Source organism: Dyella sp. (assembly GCF_035685885.1).
Lineage (GTDB): Bacteria > Pseudomonadota > Gammaproteobacteria > Xanthomonadales > Rhodanobacteraceae > Dyella.
The window spans coordinates 1-16,594 of sequence record NZ_DASRZX010000163.1 but is presented as its reverse complement, the minus strand read 5'-3'; the positions used below and the strand labels follow the sequence as shown (position 1 = coordinate 16,594).

15 protein-coding genes and 1 pseudogene are annotated in these 16,594 nt (G+C 64.8%); 10 read left to right on the top strand and 6 right to left on the bottom strand.

Annotated features, from left to right (window positions below; translation table 11 throughout):
• Positions 1-4: 4 nt before the first annotated feature.
• Complete coding sequence (locus tag VFG49_RS18840; RefSeq protein WP_324863465.1) at positions 5-1,213, bottom strand: OprO/OprP family phosphate-selective porin; 1,209 nt, start codon at positions 1,211-1,213, stop codon at positions 5-7.
• Positions 1,214-1,490: 277 nt separating this feature from the next.
• Here VFG49_RS18840 and VFG49_RS18835 point away from each other — a divergent pair, with 277 nt between their 5' ends.
• A complete protein-coding gene (locus tag VFG49_RS18835) occupies positions 1,491-3,311 on the top strand; it encodes an amidohydrolase (RefSeq protein ID WP_324863463.1) in 1,821 nt (606 codons plus the stop codon).
• 3 nt (positions 3,312-3,314) lie between these two features.
• On the opposite strand, the gene VFG49_RS18830 is transcribed toward VFG49_RS18835, so the two are convergent.
• Entirely contained in the window at positions 3,315-4,151 is an 837-nt protein-coding gene (locus VFG49_RS18830; protein WP_324863461.1) for a hypothetical protein, read from the bottom strand.
• 321 nt (positions 4,152-4,472) lie between these two features.
• Between VFG49_RS18830 and VFG49_RS18825 the strand changes: the two genes are divergently transcribed.
• The 3 genes from VFG49_RS18825 (at position 4,473) to VFG49_RS18815 (ending at position 7,162) form a co-directional block, all read left to right on the top strand.
• A complete protein-coding gene (locus VFG49_RS18825; RefSeq protein ID WP_324863459.1) occupies positions 4,473-5,222 on the top strand; it encodes an SDR family oxidoreductase in 750 nt (249 codons plus the stop codon).
• Between the two features lie 259 nt (positions 5,223-5,481).
• The gene (locus VFG49_RS18820; RefSeq protein WP_324863457.1) at positions 5,482-6,714 is read left to right on the top strand and encodes an NnrS family protein; all 1,233 of its coding nucleotides are present in this window, start codon (positions 5,482-5,484) and stop codon (positions 6,712-6,714) included.
• 28 nt (positions 6,715-6,742) lie between these two features.
• The gene (locus VFG49_RS18815; protein ID WP_324863455.1) at positions 6,743-7,162 is read left to right on the top strand and encodes a group III truncated hemoglobin; all 420 of its coding nucleotides are present in this window, start codon (positions 6,743-6,745) and stop codon (positions 7,160-7,162) included.
• A 30-nt stretch (positions 7,163-7,192) separates the two neighbouring features.
• On the opposite strand, the gene fdxA is transcribed toward VFG49_RS18815, so the two are convergent.
• Positions 7,193-7,516, bottom strand: coding sequence for a ferredoxin FdxA (fdxA, locus tag VFG49_RS18810; protein ID WP_324863453.1), 324 nt, complete (start codon positions 7,514-7,516; stop codon positions 7,193-7,195).
• Between the two features lie 241 nt (positions 7,517-7,757).
• Between fdxA and ccoN the strand changes: the two genes are divergently transcribed.
• From ccoN to ccoS, 6 genes are all read left to right on the top strand, one after another.
• Positions 7,758-9,224: a cytochrome-c oxidase, cbb3-type subunit I gene (ccoN, locus tag VFG49_RS18805; protein WP_324863451.1), complete on the top strand. Its 1,467-nt coding sequence runs from the start codon at positions 7,758-7,760 to the stop codon at positions 9,222-9,224.
• 10 nt (positions 9,225-9,234) lie between these two features.
• A complete protein-coding gene (gene ccoO, locus VFG49_RS18800; RefSeq protein WP_324863449.1) occupies positions 9,235-9,897 on the top strand; it encodes a cytochrome-c oxidase, cbb3-type subunit II in 663 nt (220 codons plus the stop codon).
• The gene (locus tag VFG49_RS18795; RefSeq protein WP_324863447.1) at positions 9,894-10,091 is read left to right on the top strand and encodes a CcoQ/FixQ family Cbb3-type cytochrome c oxidase assembly chaperone; all 198 of its coding nucleotides are present in this window, start codon (positions 9,894-9,896) and stop codon (positions 10,089-10,091) included. Before ccoO ends, VFG49_RS18795 begins: the two co-directional genes overlap by 4 nt.
• The gene (ccoP, locus tag VFG49_RS18790; RefSeq protein WP_324863445.1) at positions 10,088-10,993 is read left to right on the top strand and encodes a cytochrome-c oxidase, cbb3-type subunit III; all 906 of its coding nucleotides are present in this window, start codon (positions 10,088-10,090) and stop codon (positions 10,991-10,993) included. The genes VFG49_RS18795 and ccoP overlap by 4 nt, the downstream gene beginning before the upstream one ends.
• 192 nt (positions 10,994-11,185) lie before the next feature.
• A complete protein-coding gene (locus VFG49_RS18785; protein WP_324863443.1) occupies positions 11,186-13,399 on the top strand; it encodes a cation-translocating P-type ATPase in 2,214 nt (737 codons plus the stop codon).
• Entirely contained in the window at positions 13,396-13,593 is a 198-nt protein-coding gene (gene ccoS, locus VFG49_RS18780; RefSeq protein ID WP_324863441.1) for a cbb3-type cytochrome oxidase assembly protein CcoS, read from the top strand. Before VFG49_RS18785 ends, ccoS begins: the two co-directional genes overlap by 4 nt.
• Before the next feature lie 8 nt (positions 13,594-13,601).
• On the opposite strand, the gene VFG49_RS18775 is transcribed toward ccoS, so the two are convergent.
• The 3 genes and pseudogenes from VFG49_RS18775 to VFG49_RS18765 all read right to left on the bottom strand — a co-directional run.
• On the bottom strand, positions 13,602-14,372 hold the full coding sequence (locus VFG49_RS18775; RefSeq protein ID WP_324863439.1) for a helix-turn-helix domain-containing protein: 771 nt from the start codon (positions 14,370-14,372) through the stop codon (positions 13,602-13,604).
• A gap of 132 nt (positions 14,373-14,504) precedes the next feature.
• The gene (locus VFG49_RS18770) at positions 14,505-16,094 is read right to left on the bottom strand and encodes a tryptophan halogenase family protein (RefSeq protein ID WP_324863437.1); all 1,590 of its coding nucleotides are present in this window, start codon (positions 16,092-16,094) and stop codon (positions 14,505-14,507) included.
• A gap of 186 nt (positions 16,095-16,280) precedes the next feature.
• Positions 16,281-16,594: pseudogene (locus VFG49_RS18765) on the bottom strand (TonB-dependent receptor); the annotation flags it as partial.

The following is a 16,594-nucleotide window of genomic DNA, read 5'->3' as shown; positions in this document are numbered from 1 at the left end:
CGCGTCAGAAATACAGCTGCGCGCGCATCTCGAAGATGCGCGGATCTACCTGCAGCGTCCCACGATCGGCAAATGCCCATACGTGATTGAGCTGCAGCTTGAGATGCTCGCCGATGTACCAGTTGGCGCCCACCGTCCAGTCGTGCTCCTTGCCGCCGGTGATGGCGCCATCGTTGAGATCGAGCTCGCTGTAGCGCACGGCCACTTCCACGGCACCCCAGGCATGTGTGGGACGGATGGCCTGCTGGTCGCGACCGGTGTAGCGCCGGTCACCGACATTGCCATCGCTGTAGTAGCGGGCCTCGCCGGTGAGCGTCCAGCTGGTGAAGAGGTAGAACCCGCTGGTGTCGTAGTCGGGCTTGCCGTTGTAGCGCTCCACCCTTGCCTGCAGGTATTCACCCTGCACCGACCAGGGACCATCAATCCACAGCGCTTCGAAGCCTTGCCGATCCACGCGCTTGCTGTAAGAGAGCGTGCCCGAATCGACCAGTCGCACCGGCGTCAGCCCCGCCTCTGGCCTGGCGCGGATGCGCGCAGACGGCGGCACGGTACCTTCATCGGCCCAGTCGAGCTTTTCGCGCGACGCCGACACGCCCAGGTGCAGCACGTTGCCAGGCTGGTTCAGCGGCATCCAGGCCGCGCGCGCTGCCCAGGTACTGCCGGGGTTGTTGCCGTCGAAATCCTTGCGCCAGAAATAGTCGCCCACGTTCACCACGAAGTGCGGCCGGATCCAGGCCCAATCGACGCCCGCGCGCCGACCTTCCCATATGGCCTGCGTCGGCAGCGCAGCTTCGATGAAGGTCGTGGCCGATGAGCTGGTCACGCCCTCGAAGCCCACGGGCGTCTTGGAATAGCCGAAGCGGAGATTGCCAAGATCCTTGCCGAGGACACCGCTGGTGCGGAAACGCAGGAACGCATCGGTCCACTGCCTGGCCTGGTAGTCGTACTGGGCGATGGCGTCGTAGACGCCGGGCTTGCGCAGATACGCGCCCAGGTAACGCCGGCGGTTGGTGCCTGCGTCCTCAAGGCGGCCGGCGTCGTTGGAAAACCGGTTCATGTCGTACTGGTACAGCACCGCCAGTCCGAAGTCGGTGCCGTCCGATGCGGTCACGTGGGTCGGCCAGTTGCTGTAAATGTCATAGTCGGCGGCCAAAGCGCAGGCCGGCAGGCCCAGCGCCAGCAGACCGGCGAAACAGGCGCCACGTAAACGCACTCGTCTGTCCCGATCGATCATGCATCCGCCTCCGGTCGAGTCCTGCTGATGCTGGCCAACACCACCCATAGCCGGAAATGACGATTGTGCATATGCACATTCCCGCTCTGCCGTGATGGATGGCCGCGCGTGTGTAAACCCGACCTTACATGCCCCCTGCCGCCAGACGATCTGCGCGAATCGCTTGACGTGCGCCACCAGACGCAGTCACGAAAACTCGACGCGCTGCCACTTACACCTATGCCGCCCGGACGGTCCGGTACGCGAGGCAAGCGCGATGACCACGCATCCCACGCTCATCGTCCACAACGCGAAGGTCCACACCGGCGTGGCCCAGCGACCGGAGGTACAGGCCATCGCCATCAGTGGCCGGCATGTGTCGGCCGTGGGCACCAACGGGCAGATCCGCTCGCTGGCCGGCCCCGCCACCAAGATCATCGATGCCGGCAGGCGACGCGTCATTCCCGGCCTGATTGATTCCCACATCCACATGATCCGTGGCGGCCTCAGCTACAACCTCGAACTGCGCTGGGACGGGGTGCCCTCGCTGGCCGATGCCATGCGCATGCTGGCGCACCAGGTGGCGCGCACGCCGGCGCCACAATGGGTTCGCGTGGTTGGCGGGTTCACCGAGCACCAGTTCGCGGAGAAGCGGCTGCCGACGCTGCAGGAGCTCAATCATGTCGCGCCTGAAACGCCCGTGTTCGTGCTGCATCTCTACGACCGCGCATTGCTCAATGCGGCCGCGGTGCGCGCGTGCGGCTTCACCCGCGATACGCCCGATCCGCCCGGCGGCCACATCGAATGGGACAGCACGGGCGCACCCACCGGACTGTTGCTGGCGGCGCCCAGCGCGGCCCTGCTCTATTCCACTCTCGCGCTGGGCCCCACGCTTCCCTACGAATACCAGATCAACTCCACGCGCCATTTCATGCGCGAGCTCAACCGCATGGGCATCACCAGCGTGATCGATGCCGGCGGCGGCCTGCAGCACTATCCCGACGACTATCGAGCCATCGAGGAATTGCAGCTTCATCGACTGCTGACCGTGCGCGTGGCCTACAACCTGTTTGCCCAGAAGCCGGGCGACGAACTACAGGACTTCATGCACTGGTCGTCCACCAACCGCTACGGTGCCGGCGACGAGTTCTACCGCCTCAACGGCGCTGGTGAAATGCTGGTGCATTCGGCGGCGGACTTCGAGAATTTCCGACAGCCCCGCCCCGAGCTTCCGCGTGGCATGGAGCACGATCTGGAACAGGTCGTGCGGCTGCTGGCCTCGCGCCGCTGGCCCTGGCGCATGCATGCCACCTACGACGAAACCATCAGCCGTGCGCTGGACGTGTTCGAAAGCATCGATCGCGACATACCGCTGAAGAACCTGCCTTGGTTCTTCGATCATGCGGAAACCGCTTCCGACCGCAGCCTGGAGCGCATCGCGCAGCTCGGTGGCGGCATCGCCGTGCAGCACCGCATGGCTTTCCAGGGTGAATATTTCGTCGAACGGTATGGTGCCGATGTCGCGGCGCGTACGCCGCCCATTCGTCGCATGCTGGACATGGGCGTGCGCGTGGGCGCTGGTTCCGATGCCACGCGCGTCGCCAGTTACGATCCCTGGACGGCGCTCTACTGGCTGACGACCGGCAAGACGCTGGGCGGGCTTTCGCTTTATCCCGAAAGCAACCGGCTCGATCGTGCCACTGCGCTGGCCCTGTATACCCGCGCCAACACCTGGTTCTCCAACGAGGAAGGCCTCAAGGGGCAACTGGACATCGGCCAGCTCGCAGATCTGGCGGTGCTGTCCGAGGACTTTTTTGAAGTGCCGGACGAATCGATACGGCAGATCGTTTCCGAACTCACCATCGTTGATGGTCGCATCGTCTATGCCGATGGCGATTTCCGCCGTCACGACCTGGCACCACCACCGGCGATGCCCGACTGGTCGCCCATCCACGTCGGCAGCCGTTACTGGAAATCGCCGCAGGCCGCCGATGCGATGGTCGCGAGCGCAGCCGTGGCGACGGCGCATGCGCACTGCGGCGGCAGCGCCAGGCACGCCCCGTGGGGCGCGCTGGGCTGCTCATGCTGGGCGTGCTGACGATCAGAAGCGCAACCGAAGGAAAAGCGACGGGCCCTTCAGCTTCATGTCGAGGTCGGCGCGATAGTTGGTGCGGTTCTGGTCAAGCTTGATGCGCGTGTAGCCGTACTCGCCGCCGATGCCGAGATTTTCGATGGGAAACCACTCCAGTCCCACCGCGGCGTTGTAGATGTGACCCGCCAGATTGCCTCCGTTCTTCTTCACGCCATAGGCATCCACGTACATGCGGAAATCGCGCGTGAAGGCATGACGCCAACCAAGTTGCAGCACGGGCGCCCACGCGGTTTCATGGGTCTGCGCCGACGCTTGCGCCGTCTCCCCGTCCAGCGATGCCTCACCCGCGATGCCCGCCTTTACGCCGTAATACGCGGCACCGATGCCCACGCCGAAGACGTCATTGCTCTGGCCGAACCACCAGCGGTACGAGGCGCTGCCGAAGTTGAAGTTGAGCTTGCTGTCGACGCGGGCGGAGGCATCGAAGTGGTTGCCGTCGTAATCGATCGCGCGGCTGATCGAGCGGCTGTGCGTACGGTCGATGCCGAAGAAGTCGAACGAAAATCCCTGATGGTCGCCGATGAGGAAGTCCAGCCGCGCTCGTGGCACGGCCTTGTGCTTGCGAAACCCGAGGTCGTCTTCCAGGCCGAACGAACCGCCGTATTGGCCACTCTTGTCGCTGGCGCCGATGCGCGTTTCGGTATCGGCGTAGAAGCCGCCGATCCAGATACTTGCACGATCGAGCGCTGGCGAAGTATCGGCGAATGCCGGAGCACTGCAGGCTGTACCAAGAACGAGAAGTGCGCCAAAAGCGCCGCGGCGGCGGAACGGTGTGCATCGAATCATCAGAACATCTCCCTGGGCGGTGACGGGAACCTAGGGGACGAAATGTCGACGCAAGGTCCGCATGCCGTGACCGCGATGCGCAGACATTGCACGTGCGGTCATCAATGTCGTCCACGGCAGGACGCGCTCTGCACCTGCTTCGGACTTTTTCTGCACGCAGGGTGGACACCACGCCTACGCAACCTGCACATCTGCGGTGCTGATGCGCGCTTCAACACGTTCGCACCTTTCGAACGTGTTCGCCAAAAAGGCGGTACGGCAGCGAACCCATGAAAGCGCAGCATGCATCCATCGATCCAAACACCTCTCAGGAGAAAGCTCGTGAACCGCTTCCAGAACAAGAACGTCCTCGTCACCGGTGGCACCAGCGGCATCGGCCTGGCAACCGCCCTGGCGTACGCTGCGGAAGGTGCCCGCGTAATCGTCACGGGCCGCGACCAGGCCGCGCTCGATCAAGCTGCGTCGTCGCTCGGCGCCGATGCGCTCGCCATTCGCAACGACGCCGCCTCGATCGCCGGCTCGCGGGAACTGGCCAATGCGCTGTCCGCCAAAGGCATCAAGCTCGACGCCGTCTTCCTCAACGCCGGCGTGGCCAAGTTTGCGACGCTCGACGCCGTGGACGAGTCGCTGTGGGACCTCACCTTCAATACCAACGTGAAAGGCCCCTACTTCCAGATCCAGGCGCTGGCGCCACTGCTCAACGCGGGTGCGTCGATCGTCATCAACGGCTCGATCAACGCCCACATCGGCATGCCCGCCTCGTCCGTGTACGCCGCAAGCAAGGCCGCAGTGATCTCCCTGGCGAAGACGTTGTCCGCCGAACTGCTGCCCGCGGGCGCCCGCGTGAACGTGCTCAGCCCCGGCCCGGTGGAGACGCCGCTCTACGGCAAGCTCGGCATGGACCAGGCCACCCTGGAAGCCACCGCGGCGCAGATCCAGTCGCAGGTTCCGCTCGGCCGTTTCGGCAAGCCGGCCGAGATCGCCTCCACCGTCCTGCATCTGTCGGCGCCCGAGTCCGCCTTCATCGTCGGTACCGAAATCGTGGCTGACGGCGGCATGAGCCAGTTGTAATTGCAAACGCCCGGCGCGGCGACGAGCGTAATCGTCAAAGCCCCGGGCCACTGGCTGAAGGAAGAGGCACCGGAACAAAGCATTCTCGTCCAGGGTCGGTTTCATCCAACAGCCAGCACCCTGAGTACACTCAAGCGCGGCCCACATGGCGTGATCGTGTGGGTCGCGAAGGGTATTTCTGACCCAGATCATAGTCGTGGCACGGACAGCGCTGACAGACTGCGCCCCGCCTGCGGCCTCCCGGACCCCGTCTTTCCCCATGAATGCCGCTACATCCGACAAGCCACGCGCCGCCGATCTGAGCATGTTGCTGGCGGCGCCCCACCGGGCCATGTTCCTGATCGGCGCGTTGGCCCTGCTGGCCAACATGATCTGGTGGACCGGGGTGTTGTCGGCCGCGTGGTTTGGCCTTCCGTTCGCGCCGCAACCGATGCCGTCGGCGTGGGCGCATGGTTTCCTCATGCAGTACGCCACGCTGTCGCCTTTCGTGTTCGGCTTCCTGCTCACCGTCTTCCCGCGCTGGCTCAATCTCCGCGACATCCCCAAGCCCGTGTACGCCGCCGTCTTCTCACTCGTGCTGGGCGGAGGCCTGCTCGTGCTTGGCGCCCACAGCGGCATGCCCCGCCTGCTGCCCTTCGGTTTCGCCGCCATGCTGGCAGGCTGGCTGGTCGCTATGACGGTGCTTGGTCAGCGCTTGCTGCAGAACCACGGCAAGGATCGGTGGGCCGTATCGGCCTACGCCGCGCTGGCTTTTGGTGCGGCAGGGCTCGTCCTTGCGCTGGCTTTCGCCTGCGGGGCACCGGCGAGATGGATGCAGGCATCCATCTCGATGGGTACGTTCGGCCTGCTGGTGCCGGTCTACTTCACCGTCGCGCACCGCATGGTGCCGTTCTTCTCAAGCAACGTGGTGCCCGGCTACCGCGTGGTGCGCCCGCTGGGTTCGCTGGCGGGGGTATGGCTTTTGACGCTCGCTCATCTTGCCTTCGACCTGTGCGACGCCAGCGCATGGCGCTGGATCGCCGATGTCCCACTGGCCTGCCTGCTGTTGTGGCAGTGGCTCGCCTGGCAACCGTGGAAAGCACGCCGCCCGGGCCTGCTGTCCGTGCTGTATGTCGCCCTGGCCTGGCTGCCGCTTTCGTTCGCGTTGTTTGCCGCCGACAGCATTGCGCTGGCCTGGCACGGCAGCAGCGGCTGGGCGCGGGCGCCCCTGCACGCGCTGACCATCGGTTTCTTCGCTTCCATGCTGGTGGCAATGGTGACCCGCGTGACGCATGGGCACTCCGGTCGGCCGCTGGCCATGGGCGCGATACCGTGGATCGCCTTCATCGGCATGCAGGCCACCGCCGTGGTCCGCGTACTGGCAGACGCCACGCGACATCCCTGGCCCTGGTACCTCGCCGCGGCCGCGTTGTGGCTGCTGGTGCTCGCGCCATGGGTCGTGCGTGCGGCCTGGATTTATCTCACGCCCCGCAAGGACGGCAAGCCGGGCTGACCCGGCCAGCAACCAGGAAACCCCGTACATGGCAATCTTTGAACAGGCCAGCGAAGTAGGCATCGCCACGCTGGTCGACCGGTTCTACGACAAGGTGCGCGCGGACGCCGAGCTCGGCCCAGTGTTCAACATGGCCATCCATGACTGGCCAGCGCACAAGGTCATATTGCGCAATTTCTGGTCGTCGATGGTCCTGCGTTCACGGCGTTATCACGGCAATCCCATGGGCGTGCATCGCGCTTTGCCCGCCTTTCCGCAGGCCCTCTTCCATCGTTGGCTGGAGCTGTGGCGCGAAACCGCGCACGAGGTATTCGAGCCACCCGCGGCGGAGTTGTTCATCGGTTCGGCGGAGCGCGTGGCGCAAGGGCTGAGCATGGGCATGAACCTGGGCAGGTTGTCGCTGGACCATCCGTCGCGCGTGCTGGGCCCGCTGCACATCCTGCCCTGATACACAGCGGACTACCTTCTCCTGCCGGTGCTAGCGGATCAACAGGTCGCGTTTGCCCGGCTTGCCGTCCCACTGTGCAGCGTCATCGGGCGCGGGAATCTTGACGGAAATTACAGGCCATTGACGCGCAAGTTCGGCGTTGAGCAGAACGAACAGGCTCTGCTCGGCGGGGACCTCTCCTTCCGGATAGATCGCATCGACAGGGCATTCCTCCACGCACAGCGTGCAGTCGATGCATTCGTCCGGATCGATGACCAGGAAGTTCGGGCCTTCGTGGAAGCAGTCGACGGGGCAGACCTCGACGCAATCGGTGTGCTTGCAGTTGATGCAGTTTTCGGTGACGACGTGGGCCATGCAACACCTCTTGCGCTGACCGCGTAGTGTGGCCGTCTCCCACAGCCGCCTCGCTGACTCACATCAGTAGAAACTCGGTGGCAACCTACTTGGGAAAGTCGCATCATCCGGATGGGGCATCTGATCTGCGTCAATGCACCACGCCGGCAATACGGTAGGCCGCGTGGAGAATTTGACTTGCGTCATCGAAGCGCGACGTTTCAGAAGGGCAACATCCTTTCATTCCCAGGGTGGTTTCCGTATGCCAAATACCGAGTATTACGACGACAAGGTCGTCCGCCGGTTCCTGCTGGCGGCCGCGGTGTGGGGCATCATCGGCATGTCGGTGGGCGTCTATGCCGCCGCAGAGCTGATGTGGCCCGCGCTGAACTTCGACACGGCCTGGCTGACCTTCAGCCGTATCCGACCCGATCACACATTCGGCGTCATCTTCGCCTTCGGCGGCTCGGCCCTGATGGGCACCTGCTATTACGTCGTGCAGCGCACCGGCCATACACGCCTTGCGCTGCCCAAGCTCGCAGGCCTCACTTTCTGGGGCTGGCAGCTGATCTGCGTGCTGGCCATGACCACGATGCCGCTGGGCATCACCCAGAGCAAGGAATACGCCGAGCCCGAGTGGTTCATCGACATCTTGATTGCCGTGGTGTGGGTGTCCTTCGGCGTGGTGTTCTTTGCGAGCCTTGCGCGCCGGCGCATCCGCCACATCTACGTGGCCAACTGGTACTACGGGGCGTTCATCATCGCCGTGGGCCTGTTGCACATCGTCAACAACATCGCGCTGCCGATCAGCCTGACCAAGTCGTATCCGGTTTATTCCGGCGTGGTCGATGCCATGGTGCAATGGTGGTACGGCCACAACGCGGTCGCGTTTTTCCTGACCGCCGGCTTCCTTGGCATGATGTACTACTTCGTGCCGCGCCAGGCGCAGCAGCCGCTGTGGAGCTATCGCTTCTCCATCGTGAATTTCTGGGCGCTGATCTCGGTGTACATGTGGGCGGGCTCGCACCACCTGATGTACACGGCGCTGCCCGACTGGGTGCAATCGGTGGGCATGGCGTTCTCGCTGATCCTGCTGATGCCGAGCTGGGGCTCGGCCGCCAACGGCCTGCTCACCTTCAACGGCTCCTGGCACAAGCTCAAAACCGATCCGGCCGCCAAGTTCATGGTGCTGTCGCTGGTGTTCTATGCGGCGGCCACCTTCGAAGGCTCGATGATGGCGATCAAGACGGTGAATTCGCTGTCGCACTACACCGACTGGACGATCGCCCACGTACACTCCGGCGCCATCGGCTGGGTCGCGATGATCACCATCGGTTCGCTGTACGCCATGGCGCCTCGTGCATTGGGCCAGCAGGCGATGTACTCGCGCATGGGCATGGAAGTGCACTTCTGGCTGCACACCATGGGTCTGCTGCTGTACGTGGGTTCGATGTGGACTGCAGGCGTCACCGAAGGCCTGATGTGGCGCGCCACGAAGCCGGACGGTTCGTTGACCTATTCGTTCCTGGACAGCCTCATAGCCATCAAGCCGATGTACCTGATCCGCTGGCTTGGCGGCGTGCTGGTGCTGGCGGGCATGGTGGTGATGGCCTGGAACCTGTGGCACACCGCGGCGGACGCGCGTGCACGCCTGATCAAGCCGATCCCCGTGCCGATTCCCGAGCCCGAACCGCACCAGGTTCCCGCTCCGCTCCCGGCGGTCGGTTGAGGAGCGCGTCATGTCCTATCGTCATTTCGAAGCGATCGAAAAGCACGCGGGCCTGCTGGGCATCCTCACCGCCGTGATGGTGTCCATCGGCGGACTGGCCGAGATCACCCCGCTGTTCATGGAGGCCCACGCCGTAAAGGCGCCTGCGAACGTGAAACCGTACGACCCGCTGCGGCTGGCCGGCCGCGACGTCTACGTGCGCGAAGGCTGCTACCTGTGCCACTCGCAGATGATCCGCGCGCTGCGTGCGGAAACCGAGCGCTACGGCCACTACTCCGTGGCCGAGGAATCCGTCTACGACCGGCCGTTCCAGTGGGGTTCCAAACGCACCGGCCCGGACCTTGCCCGCGTGGGCGGCAAGTATTCCGACCAGTGGCATCTGCTGCACCTGATGGATCCGCGTCAGGTCGTGCCGCAGTCGAACATGCCGAGCTACCGCTGGTTGGCCGAGAAGAAGCTGGACTCCGCCGATATCCAGGCGCGCATGCGCGGCCTGCGCAAGCTGGGCGACCCCTACACGGACGCGGACATCGCAGGCGCACCCGATGCCGTCAACGACAAGACCGAAATGGACGCGCTGATCGCCTATCTGCAAGGCCTGGGCATCAAGAACGAACCCGTGGCATCGGCACAGGCCAACGCCGCACCAGCCAATGACGGAGGTGCGCCATGATGCAGGAACTGTGGGGCCACCTGACCGGTGTGCTCATCGTATTCATGATGGTCACTTTCATCTGCATCTGGGCGTGGGCCTGGAGCGGTCGTCACAAGCGATCGTTCTCCCGCATGGCCATGCTTCCGATGGAAGACGACAGTGAGGGTAACCACGATTCGGCGGACACCCACGCAAAGGACACGCAGCCATGAGCCTGTTCTGGTCGGTGTGGATCATGTTCCTGGTGGTGCTCAACCTTGGCATCACGCTGTTCCTTTTCCTGTGGGCGCCACGCGCGAAGATCCCGGTGCAGGAAGACGGCACCAGTGGTCACGTGTGGGCTCACGGCGTGCTGCGCGAAGGCGTGCGCAAGCTGCCGCTGTGGTGGGTGCTGTTGTCCGCCGCCATGTTCATCGTCGGCTTCACCTATCTCGCCCTCTTTCCGGGATTTGGCGCCTTCAAGGGCGTGCTGGGATGGACCTCGCACGAAGAACTGGCCGAGGCCACCGCAGCCAACGAGGCGAAGCTTGGCGAGCTGATGAAGCGTTTCTCGCTGTACCCGATAGAGCAGCTGTCCAATGACCCCGCGGCCCAGCAGCTGGGCGATCGCCTGTTCCAGGACAACTGTGCCGCCTGCCACGGGCGCGCCGCCAAGGGCAACGTGTTGCTGGGCGCGCCCGATCTCAGCGACAGCGACTGGTTGTACGGCGGCGACGGCAAGGACATCTATACGTCCATCCACGACGGACGCAGCGGCGTCATGCCGCCGTGGGCCAGCCTGGGCGAGGACAACGTGAAGAACCTCGTGCAGTACGTGCTCAGCCTTTCCGGCGCTCCGCACAACGAGCAACAGGCGCAGGTCGCCAAGCCTCTGTTTGCCACGTGCGCGGCCTGCCACGGGCCCGATGGCAAGGGCAATCCTGCACTTGGCGCGCCGAATCTCACCGATAACACCTGGCTGCATGGCGGCACCGCGGCTGATATCGAGCACAGCATCCACGACGGACGCCAGGGCCACATGCCCGCATGGAGCCCACGCCTGACGGATGACCAGATCAGGGTGCTCGCCTCGTACGTGTACCACCTGTCCCACACCGATCATGCCAGCAACTAGAACCGCAACCGCCCCCTCGCCGTGGTACCGACAACCGGTACTTTGGCTGGGGGCTGCCATCTTCGCGACTTCGCTGGCCGGATGCGTATGGATGATCGTCCTTGGTGCGCGGCATGCGGATGAACCCGTCGATGCGCCGCACGCGGTTTTCGGCGTGCCCTCCAGTTCGCACAGCAGCCACGGCCCCTCGCCATGAGCCGTTACGACGCGTGGGCGCATCCGCGCCTGGCGGCGCAGGTGCTGCGTACCCGGCGTGACGGCCAGAGCGAGGTGACCGTGCGCGTCGGCTCACTGCAGGGTGCGCAGCATGTATTGCGACTGGAGCAGGCCATCCATGGCTTGCCTGGCGTCCGTCGGGTCAGCGTGGATGCAGCGGCGCAGCGCGTTCGCGTGGTGTGGGACAGCAACCGCACGTCCCTGCCCGCGCTGCTGAAGGCGTTTGCATCGATGCGCTGCGATGCCCGTCCACTGCGCAGCGACAGTGCCATCGACGCCCGCGCACGCGACGCCCACGACATGCTCAAGCGCCTGCTGGTCGCGGGCATGTTCGCGATGCAGGTGATGACGTATGCCTTCGTTATCTACATCGGCGTCGTCGACTTCGTCGATTTCACCACGCGAGGACTCTTCCGCTGGCTGAGCATGCTGTCGACCGTGCCGGTGGTGTTCTACGCCGCCCACCCGTTCACCATGGGCGCGGTGCGCGAGCTGCGCGAACGGCGGCTCGGTATCAACCTGCCGGTGGCGCTGGCAGTGTGGCTGGTCTTCATCGCCAGCACCATCAGCACGCTGCGTGGTGCTGGCGAGATCTATTTTGACTCGGTGAGCATGTTCGTCTTCCTGCTGCTGGCGGGACGCTATGTGGAGCTGCGCGCACGGCATCGCAGCGTGTCCCTGGGCGATGCCGTGATCGACAGCACACCCCTGCTGGCAGAACGCCGCGCGCCGGACGGCCGGCTGGAAACCGTGCCCGCTGCCGAGCTGCTCGCCGGCGACCGGGTACATATCGCCGAAGGCTCGGTGGTTCCCGCGGACGGCGTTCTCGAATGCGACGTGGTGGACGTGGACGAATCGCTGCTCACCGGCGAATCGCTACCCGTCACGCGGCGCCGAGGCGAACGCCTGGTGGCCGGCAGCGTGCTGCTGACCGGGCCGGGCCAGTTGCGCGTGGAGCATTTCGGCGATGACACCGTAGTCGCCCGCATCGGCGAGCTCAGTACACGTGCCCGCCAGGCCCGCGACGCCGTCCTGCCCGGCACTGATTTGCAGCTGCGCCTGTTCGTTGCCCGCGTGCTGCTGCTTACCCTCGCCACTGCGATCGGCTGGTTGCTGGTCGATCCTGCGCGGGCGTTCGCGTCGGCCGTTGCCGTGCTCGTCATCGCATGTCCGTGCGCCTTCGCCCTCACCGCACCAGCCGCGCTCACCCGTGCGCTCGGCGTGCTGGCGCAGCGCGGCGTACTCGTCACCGACAGTGCCGCGCTGACACGGCTCGAACGGGTGGACTTGGCAGTGTTCGACAAGACCGGCACCGTGACCACGTCCCAACTTGCGCTGGCCGATGTCGAAGTGTTTGGCGACACGAGCCCCGTCACGAGACTCGCCGAGGCCGCAGCACTGGCGCGCGAAAGCTCCCATCCTGTTGCCCGCTCCATCGCGCAGGCCTCCGTGTCGCACACGTGGCTGCAGGCGCATGGCGTACTCGTCGTGCCCGGCGAGGGAGTGCGTGGCCGGCTCGACGGCCGCGACCTTCGGTTGGGACGCGTCGAATTCGCGCTGCCCGCCGGCATGGCATTCGATGAGCGCGTATGGCTTGCCGACGACGATGGCGCTCTTGCAGCTTTCTGCCTTCGCGAAGAACTTCGCGCCGACGCCGCACGAACGCTGGATGCGCTGCGCCAGCATGGCATCACGCCGGTGCTGGCCAGCGGCGATGCGCCGACACGCGTGGCCGGCATCGCGCAGATGCTGGACATCGTCGAGTGGCATGCACGACAGAAACCCGCGGACAAGCTGTCCCGATTGCAGCAGGCGCGCCATGATGGCCATGTCACCCTTGCCGTAGGCGACGGCACCAACGACGCGCCCGTACTGGCCGGCGCCGATGTCTCCGCAGCCATCGCCACGGGTACCGACCTGGCCCAGGCCCACGCCGACCTGCTGTTGTTGCATGGCCGGTTGCATGGCCTGGTCGAGGCGCGCGAGATATCGCGCCAGATCCGCCAGGTGATCGCGCAAGGACGGCGCTGGTCACTGGGCTACAACCTGTGCGCCATTCCGTTCGCCGCGCTCGGGCTGCTACCGCCATGGCTTGCCGCGATCGGCATGTCGCTCAGTTCCCTGGCGGTGGTGCTCAATGCCTGGCGCATAGGTCGCGAGGACCAGCAGCCTCCGGTGCTGCACGCATGAACATCATCCTGGTACTTATCCCCGTGACGCTGCTGATCGTGATCGTGGCGATCGGCATCTTCTTCTGGGCCGTCAATCACCAGCAGTTCGACGACCTGGACAGCCCGGGCGTCCTTCCCCTGATGGAGGAAGACCCGGTGCGCCCCGACGTTCCCACCCCTCCAGCGCCCGCGGAAGAAAGCGAGCCGCACTGAACGCGCAGTCAGCCGGCGGGCATCGCCTGCCGCATGGCCAGGCCTGTTTCACGCAACGCATCCATGCGTATCAGTTGGACATGCCGCCCCTCGATCGCCACCCAACCCTGCTGGCGAAAACGAGTGAGTACGCGGCTGACGGTTTCCGGCGCGAGCCGCAGATAGCTGGCGATGTCGCTGCGCGACATGCTTAGGCGAAAACGCGAGGACTGCAGTCCGCGCCTGTCATGGCGCTCGCTGAAATCCACCAGAAACGCCGCCACCCGCTCATCGGCCGTATGTTCGCCCGCAAGCAGGCTCACCATGCCCAGCTCCTTGCTGAGCAGGCGGAACAAATGCTGCTGCACCACGGGCAGCACGGCAGCCAGGCTGCTCATCGCCGGGAAGGAAAACCGGCAGAATTCGGTCTTTTCGAGCGTGATGGCATCGCACGGATAGAGATCCGGATAAATGCCGTTGAGGCCGATGATTTCACCCGGCAGGTAGAAACCCAGCACCTGTTCGCGTCCGTCGCGACTGAACATCAACGTCTTCACGCTGCCCGAGCGCACCGCGTACAGCGCCTTGAACGGCTCGCCACGTCGGAACACGTGTTCGCCCGCACGCTGGGTCTGCACGTGCTCCACGAGACAATGCAATGCCGCCAGGTCCTGCTTGCCGTAGCCGCTGGAGAGACAGGCCTCGGAAAACGCGCAGGTGCCACAGAACGTGGCTTCGTCGCCGCTCTGTGTCGATCGAACGATCGGCCCTGGCGCAATGCGGTTGGTATGGGTATCCATGGACACGTGGCCTGACTATCGCAATCAGTTTGCTGCGACATTGTAGCCAGCACGTGCGCATGTGGCTGGCCTGCGGCCACGTGCCACAAGCCGTCGCGAAACGGGATCACGGCAACAGCAAGCCGCGATGTGTCAGGCGATGACCTTGTCCACCACAGCCTTCCCCGCGCGCGCGTGGTATTCGCGGCACAGCTGTTCCACCAGCGCGCGATGCCCGGGCAAGTCCTTCGCCGCGTGCTCGCCCACCTGCTGGATCATCGCGAATTCGCGCCGCGCATCGGCGGCGTGCGGATACATGTGGCGCATCGGTTCCAGGTCGGTCTTGAACTCCATGCCATACAGCACGTATTGCCAGCTGGAGACCATGAACATCTCCAGGTCGGTCACGAAGTCCAGGCGGTGCGGCGGGCGATGCTTCCACAGCGCCAGCTTGTCCTGCAGCGTCTGCGGAATGCTGGCCGGGTCGCAGTTGTCGATCCAGAACGGCGAATCGCGGCGCTGGCTGAGGCAATAGTGCATCTTGATGAAGTCGATGATGCGGTCGTAGCGCGCCACCATCATCTCGTTGAAGTGACGCGCCGCACGTTCCATGTCGTCGGTGTCGGCGGGCAGCAGGTGCGTCAGGAGGTAGGTGGCCAGTTCGATCAGTGCAATGCCGGTGGATTCCAGCGGCTCCACGAAACCGCCGGCAAGGCCAACCGCCACGCAGTTCTTGCGCCAATGCTCCGGGCGATAGCCGGTCTCGAACTTGATGTGCATGGGCTTGAGCTCGTCCGCCGCGGGGCCGAGATAGCGGCGGAAGACTTCCTCGGCGCGCACTTCGTCGCTGTGCCGCGAGGAGTACACATAACCCACGCCGCGTCGCTTCTGCAGGCCGATGTCCCAGATCCAGCCCGCCTCCTGCGCGGTCGAAATCGTATACGAGGGGATCGGTGTATCCGGCTGCTCGTAGGGCACCTGCATGGCCACGGCGCGGTCGGCGAACAGCACATCACGTCGACTGCGAAACGGCGACTGCATGACGCTACCGATCAGCGAGCCGCGCAGGCCGGTGCAATCGACATACAGATCGGCCGTCAGTTCGCCCAGCTCCGTGGTGATCACGCATGCGATGGCGCCGTTCTCATCCAGCTCGGTGCGTTCGACGGTGGCGACGTGGCGTTTCACGCCGAGCGCTTCCTGTCCATGCTCGGCCAACACCCGGGCGAAACAGGCAGCGTCGAAATGGAACGCGTGGTTCATCGGCCCCTGGTAATCGGGATCGGTCACGCGCTTGGGACCGCGATTGAGGTCCACCAGGCGGCTCTGCATGCTCACCGCATCGGCCAGCGCCATGCCCTGGGGCGCTTCGCCGAGCAACCAGTACGGCAGCAGTTCCGGGCTGCCGGGCTTCTGACTCGGCAAGCTGAAAGGATGGAAGAAATGGTCGTTGCCAGGCGTGCCCGGGGGGCGTACCCAGTGACGGTAGTGGATGCCTTGCTTGTAGGTGGCGGTGGCGCCCACCAGGAAGCGGCGCTCGTCCAGACCGATGGCCGACAGCGTGCCGCGGATGGAAGGAAACGTCGCCTCGCCGACACCCAGCAAGCCGATGTTGCTCGATTCCACCAGGTGCACCTGCACCGCTTCGGGATCGACCGCATTCATCGCCTTGGCGAGATAGCAGGCCGCCAACCATCCGGCGGTACCGCCGCCGACCACGAGCACTTTCTTCAGCCGCGACATGGATGCACCCCTCGGTGATGGCGGCATCCGCTGCCGCGAACCGCATGATCGTGAAAGAGACCGGGTCCCCCACCGGGACCCGGCCAAATGCCATTCTGGGGAGGGAGATCCTGCCCCTCACCCGGGGCAGGATCAATAGAACGGCAAACCGTCAGCGGCGCGTATCCGGTGGACGCCGCCCTATCTTCAGAACCAGACGCCGAGCTGCACGCCGAAGGTCAGCGGCGCGAGGTACTGCGACACGTACTGGTACACGCCTGGCGTGATCTGGAAGCGACCCGCACTGGTACGCACGCGACCATCGGTGAAGTTCTGCACGTAGGCATTCACCCACCAACGGTCCTGCGGCTCGGTGTAGCGCAGCGCGAGATCGCCGCGGAAATACGCCTTCTGCTTGTCGCCATCGCCCAGGTTGAACACGCTCAGATACTGGTCGGTCTGGTACTGGCCGCTGAAGCGCGGGGTCAGGCGACCGCCGTTGCCCAGGTGGAAGTCATGCT